The organism is Nocardia crassostreae (assembly GCF_001613405.1).
Classification (GTDB): Bacteria; Actinomycetota; Actinomycetes; order Mycobacteriales; family Mycobacteriaceae; genus Nocardia; species Nocardia crassostreae.
Genome location: NZ_BDCH01000027.1, coordinates 55,362 through 72,192 on the forward strand (window position 1 = coordinate 55,362; position 16,831 = coordinate 72,192).

The following is a 16,831-nucleotide window of genomic DNA, read 5'->3' on the forward strand; positions in this document are numbered from 1 at the left end:
TCGGTGTGCGATTGGCTGTTCTCGGCGCTGTCGTATTGATCGCGGCGGGGTGCACCTCGAACGAAGGAGCCAAGGTGGACGAATCGTTGACCGGTCGGCGGGCGCAGCAGCGAATCTACGAGCTCATGACCGAGACTCTGCGAGGACTGCCGCCCGGCGCCGTGTTGTCCAAGACGCCGGACAGCCCGCTACTGGGCAAGGACACCAATCTCTACCCGATCGCGGTGCCTTGCTGGAGCGGAAATTCGCAGTCGGAAGGTCCGCACTATCTGAGCATCGGCTACTGGATCACCGGCCTCCCGCAGGGCGCTGCCGCTGAATACTTCGACAAGATCTCGAAGATCTGGCAGGACCGAGGCTGGCGCGAAACGGATTCGAGCCGACTGGTGTTCGTCGCGGAAACCGAAGACGGCTACGGGCTGCACCTCCAGAACGCCGATAAGGGTGACGGATCCCTGAGCCTCACCGGCACCTCGCCCTGCATCCCCCAATCGGCCCTTGAACCCCTCGACCCCGACCCAACCGAGATCAACGCGCTGTGAGCGACTGGTCGGACTGGGATTCGTTTCCCGCGAACTCCAATTCTGTTGTGCGGGACGCGAAGCGGGACTGGTGGATGCCGCCCGCCATCTCGACGGCGCTGATGGCGGTGGTCTTCCTCGTGGCCTTCGTGATGTGGGTGTGGCATTCCGCCGCCGTGGATATGTGCCCCGGCGAGGACCGGTGCCCGGAGGCGGAAGCTCGCGTCGACACCGCAGGCGATCTGCTGTTCGCAGCTCTGCTGGTGACGGTCTTCCAGTGGACCGTCGCCTACGTCTCGCCGCGGTGGCTGCGAATCATCCTGGCGCTGACCCCGTTCGTTCTCGGAGTAGCCGCGATCACGGTCCTGCTGACCGCATAGCCGATCGCGTTGCAGCCGAGCGCTACTTCGGCGTGACCCAGGTGGTGATGTCGGCGTGCACGACTTCGAGGCCGGACTTGTCGTAGATGGAGACGGGGACGATGAGGTCCTGGCCTTCGGTGATGGTGGCGAAGTCGGGGACCTCGGGGAGTTTGGCGACGGCGCGGAGGCCGGAGTTGGCCTTGGCCAGGTATTGGACGTTCATGGCCTTGGGGATCCAGCGGTGGGTGCCGGGGACGGTGGCTTCGGAGAGCATGCCCATGGCTACCTCGGCGAGGTTGCAGGCGGCGATGGCGTGGAAGGTGCTCAGGTGGTTGTGGATGCCGAACCACTTCGGGGCGGTCACCTCGCATAGGCCCGGCTCCAGGCGGACGACGGTCGGCAGGACGGTGCCGAAGTAGGGCACCCGCGCGACCATCCCCAGGGAGAACAGGGTGTGCCCGAGGCGGTTGTCGGGCAGCTTCTTCCAGCCGCGGTAGGTGGCGGTCTCATTCGTCATGCCCCGTATCTTACTCGGAAGTAAGATGCGGGGTAGTCATGGCTGCCATCGGTTGCCTATTGGAGGCTCAGTAGCCGCCGCAGTGCTCGATCGATGCTGTCCATGACGTTCTCATCTGCGGTGAACAGCAGCTCCCGCAGGTTGTCGGGATTGACGCGGGAGATATTCAGGCACTTTGCGTAGAGGCCGTCTCCGACGGCGACACTGAGTGAGAGGGCAATGTTCTCGCTGATCGGCATCACGTCGGTGACGTCGATGCAGACGCACACGCCCTCGGCATCGACCGGATCCGCACTGACGATCAATACGTTTCGGATGCGCCCGAGTGCCTGATACGCGCGAACTTCACCACGAGCATGACTCAAGATCGGAATTCCTCCATCTCCGCATCGTGGTCCTCGTGAGAAGTGAAGGCGGCTGGCGTTCTGCGTTCTGCCGCCAATTCCATGCGGACGGCCGCGCGCAGGAGCGCCTCCTCGCATACCTTCGCCACCCATGCGGAGACATTGCCGTCCGCCTCGGCCTTGATCGCTTCGGTTAGGTCGTCCGGCAGCCGGACGGTCAGCTTCGCCATACTCAAGAGCCTACTTCGTGTATGGCGGGCCGCGTTGGCGATCGCAGCCATTGGGCTATTCGATACGCCCGGGCGTGTCACTGTGGGCGCCCGGTGTGAGCAGGGCCATCGGAGGGAAGGGTGGGGGAGGGGGCGATTTGAACTCGGGTTGGGGCTCGAGGCATACTATTCGGGTTGCCCGCACCGGGTTGTGCTGTTTCCGTTGGAAACGTGCAGGTCGCGGGTGAGTATGACCCAATTTTGCACCCTGCTGATTGCGGCGCGGGTGCGTCCGGGACAATGTTTCGAGGCCACAGAGGATTTATCCCCGGGGCCGAGGAATGAGCGGCGAGGCGACACGCCCGACCGCGTGGACCGGATGAACCATGACAGATGAACAGCGGCGATGGATCGGGCCTGCGGGCCGGTCGTGTGGTGGCTGATGCGTCTTCGTGTGTTCGGGCTGTGCAAATGAGGGTGTCTTGGGAGCGAGAGCTTCTGGGGCACAACGCAAGCGGAGAAAAGGACACTCAGCGTGGCGGGACAGAAGATCCGCATCAGGCTCAAGGCCTACGACCATGAGGCGATCGACGCGTCTGCGCGCAAGATCGTCGAGACTGTGACCCGCACCGGCGCCCGTGTCGTCGGCCCGGTGCCGTTGCCGACCGAAAAGAACGTGTACTGCGTCATCCGTTCGCCGCACAAGTACAAGGACTCGCGCGAACACTTCGAGATGCGTACGCACAAGCGGCTTATCGACATCCTCGACCCGACGCCGAAGACGGTCGACGCGCTCATGCGCATCGACCTGTCGGCCAGCGTCGACGTCAACATTCAGTGACGGGGACTTCGAATATGACTGACAACAAGACTCGTCCGGCCGCGGGCATCCTGGGCACCAAGCTCGGCATGACCCAGGTCTTCGACGAAAAGAACCGCGTCGTTCCGGTGACCGTCGTCAAGGCCGGCCCGAACGTCGTTACCCAGATCCGCACCGTTGAGCGCGACGGCTACTCCGCCGTCCAGGTCGCCTTCGGCGCCATCGACCCGCGCAAGGTGAACAAGCCGGTCTCCGGCCAGTTCGCCAAGGCCGGTGTCACCCCCCGCCGCCACATCGCCGAGCTGCGCGTCGCCGACGCGTCGGCCTTCGAGGTCGGCCAGGAGATCAACGCGGATGCCTTCGAAGAGGGCAGCTACGTCGACGTCACCGGCACCTCCAAGGGCAAGGGCTTCGCGGGCACCATGAAGCGCCATGGCTTCCGTGGCCAGGGCGCCTCGCACGGTGCGCAGGCCGTGCACCGTCGTCCGGGTTCCATCGGCGGTTGCTCCACCCCGGGTCGCGTGTTCAAGGGCATGCGCATGTCGGGCCGTATGGGCAACGACCGCGTCACCACGCAGAACCTCTCGGTCCACAAGGTGGACGCCGAGAACGGCCTGCTGCTGATCAAGGGAGCGATCCCGGGTCGCACCGGCGGCATCGTGATCGTCAAGAGTGCAGTGAAGGGTGGTGCCCGGGCGTGAGCGCTGTGAGCACTGAGAAGAAGACCAACCTGACGCTTCCGGTGAAGGCTGCCGGCGGCAAGACCGAAGGCACCGTCGAGCTCCCCGCGGAGATCTTCGACGTGACCGCCAACATCGCGCTGATGCACCAGGTCGTCGTGGCCCAGCAGGCCGCGGCTCGCCAGGGCACGCACGCCACCAAGACCCGCGGCGACGTCCGCGGTGGTGGCAAGAAGCCGTACCGCCAGAAGGGCACCGGCCGCGCCCGCCAGGGTTCGACCCGCGCTCCGCAGTTCGCCGGCGGTGGCACCGTGCACGGCCCGCAGCCGCGCGACTACACCCAGCGCCTGCCCAAGAAGATGAAGGTCGCCGCCCTGCGTGGCGCCCTGTCGGACCGGGCCCGCAACGAGCGCATCCACGTCATCACGGAGCTGGTGTCGGGTCAGACCCCGTCCACCAAGACCGCCAAGTCCTTCCTCGCCGAGCTCTCGGAGCGGAAGAACATCCTGGTCGTGGTCGGCCGTGAAGATGTGGCCGCGTGGAAGAGCGTGGCGAACCTGCAGGGCGTGCACCCGATCGCCCCGGACCAGCTGAACACCTACGACGTCCTGAAGTCGGACGAGGTCGTGTTCTCGGTCGAGGCGCTCAACGCCTTCGTGCACGGCCCCGCCGAAGCTGCACAGGAGGAAAGCAAGTGACCATCATCGCCGACCCCCGCGCCATCCTGCTCGCGCCGGTGATCTCCGAGAAGTCCTACGGACTGATCGAAGAAGGCACCTACACCTTCATCGTGCACCCGGACTCGAACAAGACGCAGATCAAGATCGCCGTCGAGAAGGTTTTCGGCGTCAAGGTGACCAGCGTCAACACCGCCAACCGTCAGGGCAAGCGCAAGCGGACCCGCTTCGGTTACGGAACGCGCAAGAGCACCAAGCGCGCGCTCGTGACCATCTCGGCCGACAGCAAGCCCATCGAGATCTTCGGAGGCCCGGTCGCGTAAGCGGCGGGGACTTCAGAAAGTAGAGAAGAACTCATGGCAATCCGTAAGTACAAGCCGACGACCCCGGGTCGCCGCGGTGCTTCGGTCTCGGACTTCGCCGAGATCACCCGCTCGACGCCCGAGAAGTCGCTGCTGCGTCCGCTCACCAAGACCGGTGGCCGTAACGCGCAGGGCCGCATCACCACCCGGCACAAGGGTGGCGGCCACAAGCGCGCCTACCGTCTGATCGACTTCCGTCGACTGGACAAGGACGGCATCCCGGCCAAGGTCGCGCACATCGAGTACGACCCCAACCGGACCGCGAACATCGCCCTGCTGCACTACGCGGACGGCGAGAAGCGCTACATCATCGCGCCCAAGGGCATTGCCCAGGGCACGAAGATCGAGTCCGGCGCGGGCGCCGACATCAAGCCCGGCAACAACCTGCCGCTGCGCTCGATCCCGACCGGTACCACCATTCACGCGGTGGAGCTGCGTCCGGGTGGCGGCGCCAAGATGGCTCGTGCCGCCGGCATGTCGATCCAGCTGCTGGGTAAGGAAGGCGCCTACGCCGTCCTGCGTATGCCCTCCGGTGAGATCCGTCGCGTCGACGTGCGCTGCCGCGCCACCGTCGGCGAGGTCGGCAATGCCGAGCAGTCGAACATCAACTGGGGCAAGGCCGGCCGTATGCGCTGGAAGGGCGTCCGCCCGACCGTCCGTGGTGTCGTCATGAACCCGGTCGACCACCCGCACGGTGGTGGTGAAGGCAAGACCTCCGGTGGTCGCCACCCGGTCTCGCCGTGGGGCCAGAAGGAAGGCCGCACTCGCCGCCCCAACAAGTCGAGTGACAAGCTCATCGTCCGCCGCCGCGGCAAGAAGCGTTAAGGAGGAGGTTAGACATGCCACGTAGCCTGAAGAAGGGCCCGTTCATCGACGAACACCTCCTCAAGAAGGTGGACGTTCAGAACGAGAAGGGCACGAAGCAGGTCATCAAGACCTGGTCGCGTCGTTCCACCATCATTCCGGATTTCATCGGCCACACGTTCTCGGTCCACGACGGCCGCAAGCACGTGCCGGTGTTCGTGTCCGAGAACATGGTTGGACACAAGCTCGGTGAGTTCGCGCCGACGCGCACGTTCAAGAGCCACGTCAAGGAAGATCGGAAGAGCAAGCGGCGATGACTGACGACATTCAGAATCCGACCGCGCGCGCGACCGCCAAGCACGTTCGCGTGACGCCGATGAAGGCTCGCCGCGTTGTGGACATGGTTCGCGGCAAGCGGGTCGAGGACGCGCTGAACATCCTGCGGTTCGCCCCGCAGGCCGCCAGCGAGCCGGTGGCCAAGGTCGTGGCTTCGGCCGCGGCCAATGCCGAGAACAACCTCGGTCTGAACCCGGCCACCCTGGTCATCTCGACGGCTTTCGTCGACGAGGGCGCCACCATGAAGCGTTTCCAGCCGCGTGCCCAGGGCCGCGCGTTCCGGATCCGCAAGCGCACCAGCCACATCACCATCGAGGTCGAGAGCGTGCAAAGCCTTTCCCCCGCCGCCACTCGTAACCGCCGGAAGGGAGGGGCAAAGTAAATGGGACAGAAAATCAACCCCCATGGCTTCCGCCTCGGTATCACCACCGACTGGAAGTCGCGTTGGTACGCGGACAAGCAGTACGCGGACAAGCAGTACGCGGACTACGTGAAGGAAGACGTCGCGATCCGCAAGCTCCTCGCCAATGGCATGGAGCGGGCCGGTATCTCGAAGGTCGAGATCGAGCGCACCCGTGACCGTGTGCGTGTGGACATCCACACCGCGCGTCCGGGCATCGTGATCGGCCGTCGTGGCGCCGAGGCCGACCGCATTCGCGCCGAGCTGGAGAAGCTCACCAAGAAGCAGGTGCAGCTGAACATCCTCGAGGTCAAGAACCCCGAGTCGGATGCGCAGCTCGTCGCTCAGGGTGTGGCCGAGCAGCTGTCGAACCGTGTGGCGTTCCGTCGCGCGATGCGCAAGGCCATTCAGTCGGCCATGCGTTCGCCGAACGTCAAGGGCATCCGTGTGCAGTGCTCGGGCCGCCTCGGTGGCGCCGAAATGTCGCGCTCGGAGTTCTACCGCGAGGGTCGCGTGCCGCTGCACACCCTGCGTGCGGACATCGACTACGGCCTGTACGAGGCGAAGACCACCTTCGGTCGCATCGGCGTGAAGGTCTGGATCTACAAGGGCGACATCGTCGGCGGCAAGCGTGAGGTCACCGCGACCGCCGCTCCGGCCGGTGAGCGTCGCGAGCGTCGTGAGCGGCCGAGCCGTCCCCGTCGCTCCGGTGCCCAGGGCACCACCGCGACCAGCACTGAGGCCGGACGTGCCGCGACTGCCGTCGCGGAGGCTCCGGCAGAGAACCAGGAGGGCTGACCAATGCTGATGCCCCGCAAGGTCAAGCACCGTAAGCAGCATCACCCGGGTCGCTCCGGCATGGCCAAGGGCGGCACCGCGGTCGCGTTCGGCGAGTACGGCATCCAGGCTCTGGAGCCCGCCTACGTGACCAACCGTCAGATCGAGTCGGCGCGTATCGCGATGACCCGACACATCAAGCGTGGCGGCAAGGTCTGGATCAACATCTACCCGGACCGCCCGCTGACCAAGAAGCCCGCCGAAACCCGCATGGGTTCCGGTAAGGGTTCGCCGGAGTGGTGGGTCGCGAACGTGAAGCCCGGCCGGGTCATGTTCGAACTGTCCTACCCGAACGAGGAGACCGCTCGTGAGGCCCTGCGCCGCGCGATGCACAAGCTCCCGATGAAGTGCCGGATCGTGACGCGAGAGGAGCAGTTCTGATGGCTACCGGAACTCCGGCTGCAGAGCTGCGCGAGCTCACCGAAGAGGAGCTCGTCCAGAAGCTGCGCGATTCCAAGGAAGAGCTGTTCAACCTGCGCTTCCAGATGGCGACCGGTCAGTTGCAGAACAACCGTCGCCTGCGTATGGTCCGCCACGAGATCGCTCGCATCTACACGGTCATGCGTGAGCGCGAGCTCGGCCTGGCCACCGGTCCTGAAGGCAAGGGAGACGCCGCATGAGCGACGTAAAGGGCCCGGCCAAGACGCCGGCCAAGCAGGAGGAGCGGGGCCAGCGCAAGGTGCGCATCGGCTACGTCGTCTCCGACAAGATGAACAAGACCATCGTGGTCGAGCTGGAAGATCGCGTGAAGCACAAGCTTTACGGCAAGATCATCCGCACCACCTCGAAGGTCAAGGCCCACGACGAGAACGAGATCGCCGGTGTCGGCGACCGCGTGCAGCTGATGGAGACCCGTCCGCTGTCCGCCACCAAGCGGTGGCGTCTGGTCGAGGTCCTGGAGAAGGCCAAGTAAGCCTTCCCACGACTCTCCAGTCGTAAAAGCAAGGCCCGCTTCCCTGTTGGGAAGCGGGCCTTGTTGCTTTGTGGGGTGGGGCCGCTCTCCCTTCGGGCAGGCGGCCTTGTAATTATCCGGTACTGCCGAGATCCGCGGAGAGCCAATGCTCCGGCCGCATGTAAACGGCCACCATGTCACCGTAGGACTCGGCCTGCTTCATGTAGAGCTCCACCGACGCGGGGGGCAGGTAGCGCGCGGCCATCGCCCGATGCATCTCCTCGGTCGCCTCGGTGACGCGGGTGATGGCCCCTTCCGCGGTGACATAGCGGACGGTGGGCGCGAGCACCTGCGACATGAGGCTGAAGCGGCCTGCGGCTTGCAGGCAGCGCATCTTCTTCGATTCCGGACCGGTGACGATCCAGAGTTCTCCACCGGGTGTGTAGTCGTACCAGATGGGGACGTTGAGCGGTGCGCGATCCGGCCCCGCGGCGACGGCGAGGGCTCCGATCAGGGGTTGGGCGAGGAATTCCTGTCGTTCTTGCAACGTCAGTGCCATGACCCCACGGTACTGAAATCAGTAGTTCTTGCGGGGCCGGTTGGTGGCGGCGCGGCGGTCGGCTTCCTTGGTCTTGACGCGTTCGGCTTCCTTGCGCACCTCCACGAGGTTCTCGCGCTCCTTCACGAGCCATTCCGGGGGATCGGCGATGAAGGCGTCGATCTGCTCGGTGGTGAGGGCGTCCGGAATACCGTTGCGGGACAGGGCGGAATTGGAGATGCCGAGTTTGCGGGCGGTCACGTCGCGGGGGAAGGGGCCGGTGCGGCGCAGGTCCTGCAGCCACTGGGGCGGGTTGGTGCGGAGTTCCTCGAGCTGGGCGCGGGTCACCGATGAGCTGCGGAAATCCTCCGGGGTTGCGAGGAGGTAGATGCCTAGCTTGCCGGCCGCGGTCAGCGGCTTCATGGGTCTGGGGGTTCTTGTCCGGGCTCACCGGGTAAGGGTATCGGGCGTGGTGGGGGGAACCGCGCATGCGGTGCAATAACCTGGGTGGAATGAGCCGGTTGGAGTCCATCGAGGTAACCCGTCTGCGCTGGTTCGTGGCGGTTGCGGAGGAGTTGCACTTCGCCCGCGCCGCGCGCGGGCTGGGGATCTCGCGGCAGCGGTTGAGCCGGACGGTCATCGAACTGGAGGAGGAGCTCGGGACCAAGCTGTTCGTGCCGGGCGCGAGCCCGACACAGCTCTCCGAGGACGGGCGGCAGGTGCTCGAGGAGGCCCGCGCGATCATTGCGAATGCTCCGGCCGAGGTCCCGGCCGTGGAGCCCGAGGGGACGCAGCGGCTGCGGGTGGGGTTCGTGCCCGGCGTGACCGTCACCAAGTGGGAACGCATCTGGGCCGACCGGTTCCCGGATATCGCGCTGGAATTGATCCCGGTGCCGATGAAGGAGCAGGAGCCCGCGCTGCGCGAGCACCGCGTCGATATGTGCTTCGTGCGCCTGCCCATCGATCGCGAGGGTATGAGCGCGATTCCGCTGTACCGGGAGACGCCGGTGGTCGTGGTGCCCAAGGATCACCCGATCTCGCTGTTCGATCAGGTGAGCACGGCCGATCTCGCCGATGAGCGCGTACAGGACGCCGCCGACCTGGACGAGGCGGCCATGACCATGGAGCTGGTGGCCGCGGTGAGCGGGGCGGCCGTGGTGCCGCATTCCATTGCCCGGCTGCACCATCGCAACGATCTGGTCTACCGGACCATGACCGATGTCCCCGAGACCGAGATCGCCCTGGCCTGGCCGATCGCGCGCACCACGGATCTGGTGGAGGAGTTCGTCGGCGTGGTGCGCGGCCGCTCGGAACGCAGCTCGCGCACACCGGTGACGCGGGCCGCGGATACCAAGCCTGAGCGCCCGAAGAAGCAGCTGCGCAAGGCGCAGCCGGTCGCCAAGAAGCAGGCCGCGCGCAAGCAGCCGGGTGAGCGCCGGGGGCGCTGACCTGCCGTAATCCGATTCGGGAAAGTTCAGGGTCGACTCAGGGTTGCGCTATACGTATACGTCTACTTATAGTGTTGAGCGTGGGTGACGATAGTCGGTCACCCGAACCCTGAAAAATCGCAGAAACCTTGCGGCACAGCGGAATCCACCCCGCAGTGCCGTGTCGAACACGCATGCCCATATGCGCATTCCGTGATGAATTGGAGCACGTCATGGCCCCCGAAATGCAGAAGCCCGCCGCAGACCCGCAGGACATCACGCCCGCCGACGATATGCAGGAGATCGAGCTGCGCGTCGGCCCCGGCGGTGGCCGCACCCAGCGCTTCACCGGCCGCCTGCTGGCGGAATCACAGCAGGTCACCAAGAACGGGACCGAGATCGTCCAGGTCTTCCTCAGCCGCAAACGCAAGTTCGTGGTGCACCGGCAGTACATCGACTGGAACGACTTCGGCCAGCACGCCAAGAAGGCCTACCAGGAGAAGAAGGACACGCTCGCCTCGGTGCGCAACCGTTCCGGCCAGTCCGAGCTCGCCATGCTCGGCAGCTGGATCAAGGACATGCGCAACTGGCGGCAGTTCGTCGGCCTCGAGGACGGCTACGGCGATTTCACCCTGGAAGTCGTCGACACCCTGCCCGAGGTGCGAAACCTGGTGCCCGCCAAGGCATACCGGATTGTGGCGGATGTGGTGCAGAACCCGTCCGCGCAAGTCCTCGACATCTGATTCACGCGGCCGAAACCCTGAAAGGACTTCCCCCGCATGTTCTCCGGACTGGGGCGCTTCGTCGTCAAACACCCGTGGCTGGTGATCGGCGCCTGGCTGATCGCCATTGTCGCGGTGGCGGCGACCGCGCCGAAACTCACCGCCAGCACCGATCAATCGGACTTCCTGCCCTCGCATTACGAATCCATCCAGGCCATGGAGTTGCAGGAGAAGGCATTTCCCAATAGCGCCCCGCCCGCCGCGCTCATTGTCTTCGCCCGCGAGGACGGCCAGCCGCTGACCGAGCAGGACTCGGCCGCGGTGGCCAGCGTCGGCGGCAAGCTCGCCGAGCAGAACATCGCCGATGTCACCGGCATTCAGACGACGCCTCCGTCGGAGAATCGCCTGGTCCAGATTGTCGCGGTCGGCATGACCAAGGTCACCGCGCCCGATGACAAGCGGCAGAGCGACGCGGTCAAGGATCTCCGCGAAACCCTGAAGGAACAGGTGGCCGGCACCGAGCTGAAGGCCGGTATCACCGGTCAGGCGGCGCAGACCCTGGACCAGGTGGAATCGAGTGAGAAGGCGCTCGCCATCGTCGGCATCGCCACCATTCTGCTCATCCTCGTACTGCTGCCGATCATCTTCCGCAGCCCGGTGATCGCGCTGCTGCCGATTCTCGTCATCTTCGCCATCTCCATGCCCACCAACGGCCTGATCGGCTGGACCGCCGAGGCTTTCGATCTGAAGATCGACAGTTCCATCCAGGCGTTGCTGCTGGTCGTCATGTCCGGAGTCGGCACCGACTACATCCTGTTTCTCATGTTCCGCTACCGGGAGCGACTGCGCGCCGGTGACGATCCCAAGACGGCCATGGTCGGCGCGGTCACCCGCGTCGGTGAGGCCATCACCTCCGCGGCCGCCGCCGTGATCATCGCCTTCGGCGCGCTGGTGTTGTCCACCCTCGGCATGTTCCGGGCCATGGGTCCGGCGCTGGCCATTGCGGTGGCGGTCTGCCTGCTGGCCGGTCTCACATTGGTTCCGGCGATCGTTTCGCTCCTGGGCACCAAGGTGTTCTGGCCGTCCAAGGCCTGGCGGGACGAGCCGAAGGGCGCGCGCTTCGCGGCCATCGGTCGCGGAATGGGCAAGCGCCCGGGCGTTTTCGCGGTGGCCTCCGGCGGTGTGCTGGTGGCGCTGGGCGTCTTCGCCTTCGGCTTCCACCCGACCTTCGACATGACCTCGGGCTCCACCTCGGACACCACCGAATCCGCGGTCTACAGCAAGGAACTGCTCAAGGGTCTGCCCGCCGGGACCACCCAGCCGTCGCAGGTCTACCTGCACTCGGAAACCGGTCAGCCGCTGCAGGAATCGGCGCTCACGGATTACGGTGTGGCACTGGCCCAGGTGCAGGGCGTCGGTCAGGTCTCGCAGCCGCTGCTGTCCGAGGACAAGTTGACGGCCGAGTATCAGGTGACGTTGAGTTCGGCTCCGGAATCGGATGCCGCGCTCGAGACGGTCAAGGGCCCGCTGCGCGGTACCGCGCACAATTCGGTCCCGGCCGGTACCACCGCGGAGGTCGGCGGCATGACCTCGGTGTTCGTCGACTTCCAGCACGCCATGAACCGGGACTACAAGGTCGTCTTCCCGGTGGCGGCACTGCTGATCATGCTGGTGCTCGCCCTGCTGCTGCGCAGTTTCGTGGCCCCGTGGTACCTGATCGCCTCGGTATTCCTCGGATTCGCGGCGACGCTCGGCGCGGCGGTGCTGGTCTTCCAGAACATGCAGGGCGAGTCGGGCCTGATCTTCAACCTGCCGATCATCATGTACCTGTTCGTGGTCGCGCTCGGCACCGACTACAACATCCTCATGGTGGCGCGCTTGCGCGAGGAGGCCAAGGAGGGCAACGATACGCACACCTCGGCCGCCCTGGCCGTGCGGCACACCGGCCCGACCATTGCCGCGGCCGGTCTGATCCTGGCGGGCACCTTCGCCTCGATGATGTTGTCCGGCAACAGCATGATGTCGCAGATGGGCTTCGCCATCTCGGTCGGCATTGCCATCGCGGCCTTCGTCATGGCGCTGTTCTTCACCCCGGCGGTGACGGCGGTGATCGGCAAGAAGGAGTGGTGGCCCGGGCACGGCGGTGACGCCGAGCCCCGTCAGCAGGAGTGGAACGACCACTCGTGGACGCAGCCGTACTACGCGGCGGAAAAGGATTCCGCGCGCTGGTGAGCTGATCACGGTTCGAAAACACCGGGCCCGCTTCCTCTTCGGGAAGCGGGCCCGGTCGTGTGGTGCTACCGTGTTTCGATCAATCCAGGGGCAGGGGATTGTATTGAAAGACAGGGGGATCGAATGATCCAGCAAACCGACAATAGTTCCTGTATCGACGACGACCGATTCACCGCTGGCGTACACCTTTTCGAAGAATGGCAACTGCGGCGCTATCACGGCGAGGGTTATCTGCGACATCCGATGCGCAGCCTCGGCCTGGGCTGGCGCTACCTGACACTGGATCACTATTTCGGCGCGGTGCCGCCGCTGCGGCTGTGGTGGCGTTCCCGATCCGGCGGGCCGCGCGCGCTACCGGACTTCACCTGCGTCGGAGCCTTGAAGAGCGGAACCACCGATCTGGCCGCGTATCTCATGCGGCACCCGAGCATTCTGGCGCCGCTGACCAAGGAGATCGGGCACGGTTTTCCGGCGCTGTGGGGCCCGTATTTCCCGACCGAGCGCGAGAAGTCGGCGGTCGCGGCGCGTACCGGACGCGTCCTGGTGGGTCATTTCGATCCGCTGCTGCACGACATTCCGCTCATCGATAATTTCCATTCGGTACGGCCGGAGGCGAAAGTCGTTCTCATGCTGCGCAATCCGGTGGAGCGCGCCTATTCGCACTACAAATGGGATCTGTTTCTCAGCGGTCGCAACGGTTTACGCACCCTGTCCTACGGCCGGACCTTCGCCGAATACGCGGCGCTGGCCCTGGGCTCCTTTCCCGCCCCGCCGCCGCCGACCACGCTGCCGTCCATGCCGATGCTCGGGACCGGCGTCTACGCGCCATCGGTGCGCCGCTGGCTGGACACCTACGGCCGCGATCGGGTGTTCATCGTGACGGCGGAGGAGTTCTTCGCCGATATCCCCAAGACGGTGTGCCGCATTCACGACTTCCTCGGGCTGCCGCAGGTCGAGCCGGAGGTCCGGACCGTGCTCAATCGCAATCCGCTGGAGTTCCCGCCGCTGGATGCCGAGACCGCGGCGCGGCTGCGGGAGTTCTACCGGCCGTGGAACGAGCGCCTGTTCGAGCTTCTCGAGCGCGATCTGGGCTGGAACAAGCCCTCGGAGCCTATCTGACCGAAGCCTGTTTCAGTTTTTTCCCGAAACTCCCGCGCGGCGCCGAGGCGGCTCGCTACAGTTCGCCAGACCGCACCTGATGCGGCCAGTACCAAGGAGTTTCGACATGACCGTGTCCATGAACAAGCGCATCGCCAAGCGCGCGGGCGTCGCCGCCACCGCGCTGGGCGCGATGGCCTGTTCGGCGGCGCTCACCGCGCCCTACGCCTCGGCGGTGCCCACCGGCTTGGAGGTGAACGCCCGCAATATCTACGCGGCCTGCACCTACGAGATCACCGCCACCTTCGACCACTGGTTCGAGGCCTGGTTCTACGACAACGGATTGGTCATCTCCGGCAGCCCGATCAAGCCGACCAATGGCAAGGCCACCATTCAGTGGACGCCCAAGAAAGCCGGGACCCACACCCTCGCGGTGCTACAGGGCTCCGCCTGGGAATTGAAGGTGAACGTCCTGCAGCCCACGCTCACCGGCAGCGCCACCTGTGGCGCGGGACCGCTGGGCTTCCTCGGCTCCTGAGCGAGTCATGGACCCGGTTCGGCGGGATTCGTTCCGGCCGAACCGAACCGGACCGGCTGACCCACCATCCTCTGTTCCCAGGTCAGCCGGTCCGCCCCGCTCAATTCATCGTCACATGCCAGACCAGCGCGGCGGCCAGCGCGCCCGCGCCATTGACCGCCCAATGCAGGGCGATGGGGGCGAGCAGACTGCCGCTGCGGCGGCGCAGCCAGGTGAAGACGCAACCCGCCGCGGCGGTGGCCACCACCGCGAGCGCATTGCCCTGACCGTCGGCGCCGCCAATGACTGCGGGTACTGCGTGCAGGCGCACACCTACCTCGGAAAGCGGGTGGCCGGGCTTGACGACGCCGAGGTGGCGGCGGCCAAGCGGGGGACCTCCGCGGATCCGAAGCAGGCCGCGGCGCTGGCCGCGGGCTGGACCGAGGAGCAGGTGCTGGAGATGGTCGCGCTGGTCGCGCTGCAGACCCTGACGAACTACGTCAACAAGGTCGCCGGAACGGAAAACGATTGGCCCGAAGCATGATTCAGGCCGTGCCGGATGGCGACTCCGCCATCCGTCGCAGTGCCGAACCGGCGCTGACGGCCGTGGTCCTGCTGGCGCCGCTGGCGCTCGTGCAGGCGCTGGCCGATGAACCGTTCTTCGCGCCGCCGCTGGCGGCCTCGGCCGCGGTACTGGCCGCCACTCCGGCCTTGCCCGCGGCCAGGCCGATGACCGTGCTGGCGGGACATGCGGTGTCGGTGGCGGCGGGGCTGGTCGCCGCCCTGGTCCTCGGCCCCGGAGCACTCGCGGCGATCATTGCCGTCGGCGTCGCCACCGCGGCCATGGCGGGCCTCGGCCGTATGCACGCACCGGCGGTCGCTTCGGCCGGTCTGGTTGGGGCGACCGGGTCCGCGGCGGGCGCGGCCGCATTGATCGCGGGCGCGATCGCCGTGGTGGCGCTCGACCTCGCCCGCAATCGAATTCGCTCCCGCATGGGCGGGATCAGAAGCCGCGCAGGCGATCCGGCGTAATGCGGACGGGCACCGAGTAGGTGGCGTAGAACTTCTCCGGCGTCATGTTCAGCGAGGCCAGGCCGGGCGTGTATTTCTCGGTATACGTGGCGATCTCGTCGGCGGTCGGCGGCTGGTCGTCGATGCGCGCGGTGCCGGTGAGAATGACGACGTCATTGCCGCCCTGGGTATTGAGATTCAGCGAGACGCGCGGATTGCGGACGATATTCCGCAGCTTGGCCTGGCCGGGAATGCTGAAGAGCAGAATTTCACCGTTCTCCCACAGGAACCAGACCGGATTCGGCTGCGGGGTGCCATTGGCGGCGGTGGTGGTGAGCCAGATGATGCCATCGTTCGCGAGGCGTTCGGCGGCCTTGGCTCCGAGTTCGGTGGCGGTGTCGACTACGGGCGCATCGGAAGGGCGAGCGTCGGTGGATGTCATGCATCCACTCAACGCTCGCCCCGGGGGAGGGATTCCACGATGCGGAGACGGTTACTGCTTGACCTCTTTGTCCAGGAAGGCCGGGACCATATCGCCGAGCAGTTCCGGGCGGTGCACCACCGTGACGTGCGAGGCGCCCGGAATGATGGCCAGCTGCGAGTTCGGCAGCCCGGCCGGGGTATCGCCCATGACGCCGCCGCCCAGCAGGCGGAAGATGGCGACCGCGTGCTCGGGGGTCACGATGTCGGAGTCGCCGATAATGCTCAGCACCGGGGATTTCATGGCGCGCACCGATTCCTCGGAGAAGGTCGGCACATTGGCGTCCATATCCTTGATCTTGGCGACCAGGGTCGGGAAGTCCTGCGGCCGTGGCGCATTGGCGAGGTAGTCGGTGTGGAACGGGCTGCCGTGCAGCATTTCCGGCTGCAACATCTGAATGCCCTCCAGGGTGCCCGGATGCAGACCGGCCGCGGACAGGCCGACCGACAGCAGTACCAGCTTGTTCACCAGGTTCGGGTAGCGCACGCCCATATCGAGGGCGACGCCCGCGCCCATGCTGTAGCCGAAGATATCGGCCTTCTCGACGCCGATCTGCCGGAGCAGCGCGGCGGTGTCGTCGGCCATGGTGTTGGTGCGCAGCGGGCGATCGATATCGGCGGTGTGGCCGTGCGCCTGCTGTTCGACGGCAATGACCTGCCGGGTCTGCGACAGCGTCGGGATGAGCTCGCCGAAATCGGTCTGGATGCCGGAGAGCGCGCCGTGCAGCAGCACCACCGGGGGCTTGTCGGTGCGCTCGCCGTGCACCTCGTAGTACATGTCCAGGCCGTTGACGGTGGCGCGCTGGCCGACCTGAGTGGTGGCCGCGGGTGACGGGGTTTCGGTGGATTCGGCGCCGCAGGCGGTGAGCAGGGAGGTGGCGGACATGGTGAGAGCGGCGACTGCGGCCAAGGACTTCTTGATCATGATGGGGCTCGTTTCGGCTGGTGAATGCTGGTGCGAGGCCGCGGTCCTCGCTGGTTCACCGGTAGAGACGAGCGCCGTTCGCGAAATTCATCGCGGCGGCGAATCCCAATTTTCGAACAA

27 protein-coding genes and 1 pseudogene are annotated in these 16,831 nt (G+C 65.9%); 20 read left to right on the plus strand and 8 right to left on the minus strand.

The window, feature by feature from the left end:
* Window positions 1-74: 74 nt before the first annotated feature.
* Window positions 75-542: a hypothetical protein gene (locus NC4_RS26695; protein ID WP_157555236.1), complete on the plus strand. Its 468-nt coding sequence runs from the start codon at window positions 75-77 to the stop codon at window positions 540-542.
* A 47-nt stretch (window positions 543-589) separates the two neighbouring features.
* Window positions 590-901, plus strand: coding sequence for a hypothetical protein (locus tag NC4_RS26700; protein ID WP_157555238.1), 312 nt, complete (start codon window positions 590-592; stop codon window positions 899-901).
* A gap of 22 nt (window positions 902-923) precedes the next feature.
* On the opposite strand, the gene NC4_RS26705 is transcribed toward NC4_RS26700, so the two are convergent.
* The 3 genes from NC4_RS26705 to NC4_RS26715 are packed head-to-tail and all read right to left on the minus strand — an operon-like array spanning window position 924 to window position 1,974.
* The gene (locus tag NC4_RS26705) at window positions 924-1,400 is read right to left on the minus strand and encodes a hotdog fold domain-containing protein (protein WP_067543707.1); all 477 of its coding nucleotides are present in this window, start codon (window positions 1,398-1,400) and stop codon (window positions 924-926) included.
* Window positions 1,401-1,456: 56 nt separating this feature from the next.
* Entirely contained in the window at window positions 1,457-1,765 is a 309-nt protein-coding gene (locus tag NC4_RS26710; RefSeq protein WP_218021307.1) for a type II toxin-antitoxin system PemK/MazF family toxin, read from the minus strand.
* Window positions 1,762-1,974 carry a hypothetical protein gene (locus NC4_RS26715; protein ID WP_157555240.1) on the minus strand — a complete coding sequence of 71 codons (213 nt, stop codon included), beginning with the start codon at window positions 1,972-1,974 and terminating at the stop codon, window positions 1,762-1,764. The genes NC4_RS26710 and NC4_RS26715 overlap by 4 nt, the downstream gene beginning before the upstream one ends.
* Window positions 1,975-2,488: 514 nt before the next feature.
* Here NC4_RS26715 and rpsJ point away from each other — a divergent pair.
* From rpsJ to rpsQ, 11 genes are read left to right on the plus strand one after another with little or no spacing between them, the layout of a single operon-like run.
* Complete coding sequence (rpsJ, locus tag NC4_RS26720) at window positions 2,489-2,794, plus strand: 30S ribosomal protein S10 (RefSeq protein WP_067543713.1); 306 nt, start codon at window positions 2,489-2,491, stop codon at window positions 2,792-2,794.
* A 14-nt stretch (window positions 2,795-2,808) separates the two neighbouring features.
* Window positions 2,809-3,474 (plus strand): 50S ribosomal protein L3, encoded by a 666-nt coding sequence (gene rplC, locus NC4_RS26725; RefSeq protein WP_067543715.1) that lies wholly within the window; start codon window positions 2,809-2,811, stop codon window positions 3,472-3,474.
* Window positions 3,471-4,151: a 50S ribosomal protein L4 gene (gene rplD, locus NC4_RS26730; protein WP_174566896.1), complete on the plus strand. Its 681-nt coding sequence runs from the start codon at window positions 3,471-3,473 to the stop codon at window positions 4,149-4,151. The genes rplC and rplD overlap by 4 nt, the downstream gene beginning before the upstream one ends.
* A complete protein-coding gene (gene rplW, locus NC4_RS26735; RefSeq protein WP_067543717.1) occupies window positions 4,148-4,453 on the plus strand; it encodes a 50S ribosomal protein L23 in 306 nt (101 codons plus the stop codon). The genes rplD and rplW overlap by 4 nt, the downstream gene beginning before the upstream one ends.
* Window positions 4,454-4,486: 33 nt before the next feature.
* Window positions 4,487-5,317 carry a 50S ribosomal protein L2 gene (gene rplB, locus NC4_RS26740; RefSeq protein WP_067543719.1) on the plus strand — a complete coding sequence of 277 codons (831 nt, stop codon included), beginning with the start codon at window positions 4,487-4,489 and terminating at the stop codon, window positions 5,315-5,317.
* 14 nt (window positions 5,318-5,331) lie between these two features.
* A complete protein-coding gene (rpsS, locus tag NC4_RS26745; RefSeq protein WP_067543721.1) occupies window positions 5,332-5,613 on the plus strand; it encodes a 30S ribosomal protein S19 in 282 nt (93 codons plus the stop codon).
* Window positions 5,610-6,014, plus strand: a complete 405-nt coding sequence (gene rplV, locus NC4_RS26750; protein WP_067543723.1) for a 50S ribosomal protein L22 — start codon at window positions 5,610-5,612, stop codon at window positions 6,012-6,014. Before rpsS ends, rplV begins: the two co-directional genes overlap by 4 nt.
* Window positions 6,015-6,830: a 30S ribosomal protein S3 gene (gene rpsC / locus NC4_RS26755; protein WP_067543725.1), complete on the plus strand. Its 816-nt coding sequence runs from the start codon at window positions 6,015-6,017 to the stop codon at window positions 6,828-6,830.
* A 3-nt stretch (window positions 6,831-6,833) separates the two neighbouring features.
* Window positions 6,834-7,250 carry a 50S ribosomal protein L16 gene (gene rplP / locus NC4_RS26760; RefSeq protein ID WP_067543726.1) on the plus strand — a complete coding sequence of 139 codons (417 nt, stop codon included), beginning with the start codon at window positions 6,834-6,836 and terminating at the stop codon, window positions 7,248-7,250.
* Window positions 7,250-7,489, plus strand: a complete 240-nt coding sequence (gene rpmC / locus NC4_RS26765; RefSeq protein ID WP_067543729.1) for a 50S ribosomal protein L29 — start codon at window positions 7,250-7,252, stop codon at window positions 7,487-7,489. Before rplP ends, rpmC begins: the two co-directional genes overlap by 1 nt.
* A complete protein-coding gene (gene rpsQ, locus NC4_RS26770) occupies window positions 7,486-7,782 on the plus strand; it encodes a 30S ribosomal protein S17 (protein WP_067543731.1) in 297 nt (98 codons plus the stop codon). The genes rpmC and rpsQ overlap by 4 nt, the downstream gene beginning before the upstream one ends.
* A 112-nt stretch (window positions 7,783-7,894) precedes the next feature.
* On the opposite strand, the gene NC4_RS26775 is transcribed toward rpsQ, so the two are convergent.
* On the minus strand, window positions 7,895-8,320 hold the full coding sequence (locus NC4_RS26775; RefSeq protein WP_067543733.1) for a pyridoxamine 5'-phosphate oxidase family protein: 426 nt from the start codon (window positions 8,318-8,320) through the stop codon (window positions 7,895-7,897).
* Between the two features lie 18 nt (window positions 8,321-8,338).
* Window positions 8,339-8,722: a DUF5997 family protein gene (locus tag NC4_RS26780; RefSeq protein WP_157555241.1), complete on the minus strand. Its 384-nt coding sequence runs from the start codon at window positions 8,720-8,722 to the stop codon at window positions 8,339-8,341.
* Between the two features lie 89 nt (window positions 8,723-8,811).
* Here NC4_RS26780 and NC4_RS26785 point away from each other — a divergent pair, with 89 nt between their 5' ends.
* The 5 genes from NC4_RS26785 (at window position 8,812) to NC4_RS26805 (ending at window position 14,316) form a co-directional block, all read left to right on the plus strand.
* Entirely contained in the window at window positions 8,812-9,747 is a 936-nt protein-coding gene (locus NC4_RS26785; protein ID WP_067543763.1) for a LysR family transcriptional regulator, read from the plus strand.
* Window positions 9,748-9,959: 212 nt separating this feature from the next.
* Entirely contained in the window at window positions 9,960-10,469 is a 510-nt protein-coding gene (locus tag NC4_RS26790) for an EXLDI protein (protein ID WP_169814877.1), read from the plus strand.
* Between the two features lie 36 nt (window positions 10,470-10,505).
* On the plus strand, window positions 10,506-12,680 hold the full coding sequence (locus NC4_RS26795) for an MMPL family transporter (RefSeq protein ID WP_084529813.1): 2,175 nt from the start codon (window positions 10,506-10,508) through the stop codon (window positions 12,678-12,680).
* A 123-nt stretch (window positions 12,681-12,803) separates the two neighbouring features.
* Window positions 12,804-13,799, plus strand: a complete 996-nt coding sequence (locus tag NC4_RS26800; protein ID WP_067543737.1) for a sulfotransferase domain-containing protein — start codon at window positions 12,804-12,806, stop codon at window positions 13,797-13,799.
* Window positions 13,800-13,905: 106 nt separating this feature from the next.
* A complete protein-coding gene (locus NC4_RS26805) occupies window positions 13,906-14,316 on the plus strand; it encodes a hypothetical protein (RefSeq protein WP_084529814.1) in 411 nt (136 codons plus the stop codon).
* A gap of 100 nt (window positions 14,317-14,416) precedes the next feature.
* Here NC4_RS26805 and NC4_RS43255 read toward each other — a convergent pair.
* Window positions 14,417-14,596: pseudogene (locus tag NC4_RS43255) on the minus strand (CPBP family glutamic-type intramembrane protease); the annotation flags it as partial.
* 18 nt (window positions 14,597-14,614) lie between these two features.
* Between NC4_RS43255 and NC4_RS43260 the strand changes: the two are divergent.
* Window positions 14,615-14,839, plus strand: coding sequence for a carboxymuconolactone decarboxylase family protein (locus NC4_RS43260; protein WP_245721945.1), 225 nt, complete (start codon window positions 14,615-14,617; stop codon window positions 14,837-14,839).
* Window positions 14,840-14,847: 8 nt separating this feature from the next.
* A complete protein-coding gene (locus NC4_RS26815) occupies window positions 14,848-15,327 on the plus strand; it encodes an HPP family protein (protein ID WP_169814878.1) in 480 nt (159 codons plus the stop codon).
* On the opposite strand, the gene NC4_RS26820 is transcribed toward NC4_RS26815, so the two are convergent.
* Together NC4_RS26820 and NC4_RS26825 are read right to left on the minus strand one after the other, a co-directional pair.
* A complete protein-coding gene (locus NC4_RS26820; protein WP_067543741.1) occupies window positions 15,299-15,748 on the minus strand; it encodes a TIGR03667 family PPOX class F420-dependent oxidoreductase in 450 nt (149 codons plus the stop codon). The two genes, NC4_RS26815 and NC4_RS26820, sit on opposite strands and share 29 nt — an antisense overlap.
* Window positions 15,749-15,799: 51 nt before the next feature.
* Window positions 15,800-16,711 (minus strand): alpha/beta fold hydrolase, encoded by a 912-nt coding sequence (locus tag NC4_RS26825; protein WP_084529816.1) that lies wholly within the window; start codon window positions 16,709-16,711, stop codon window positions 15,800-15,802.
* Window positions 16,712-16,831: the final 120 nt, after the last annotated feature.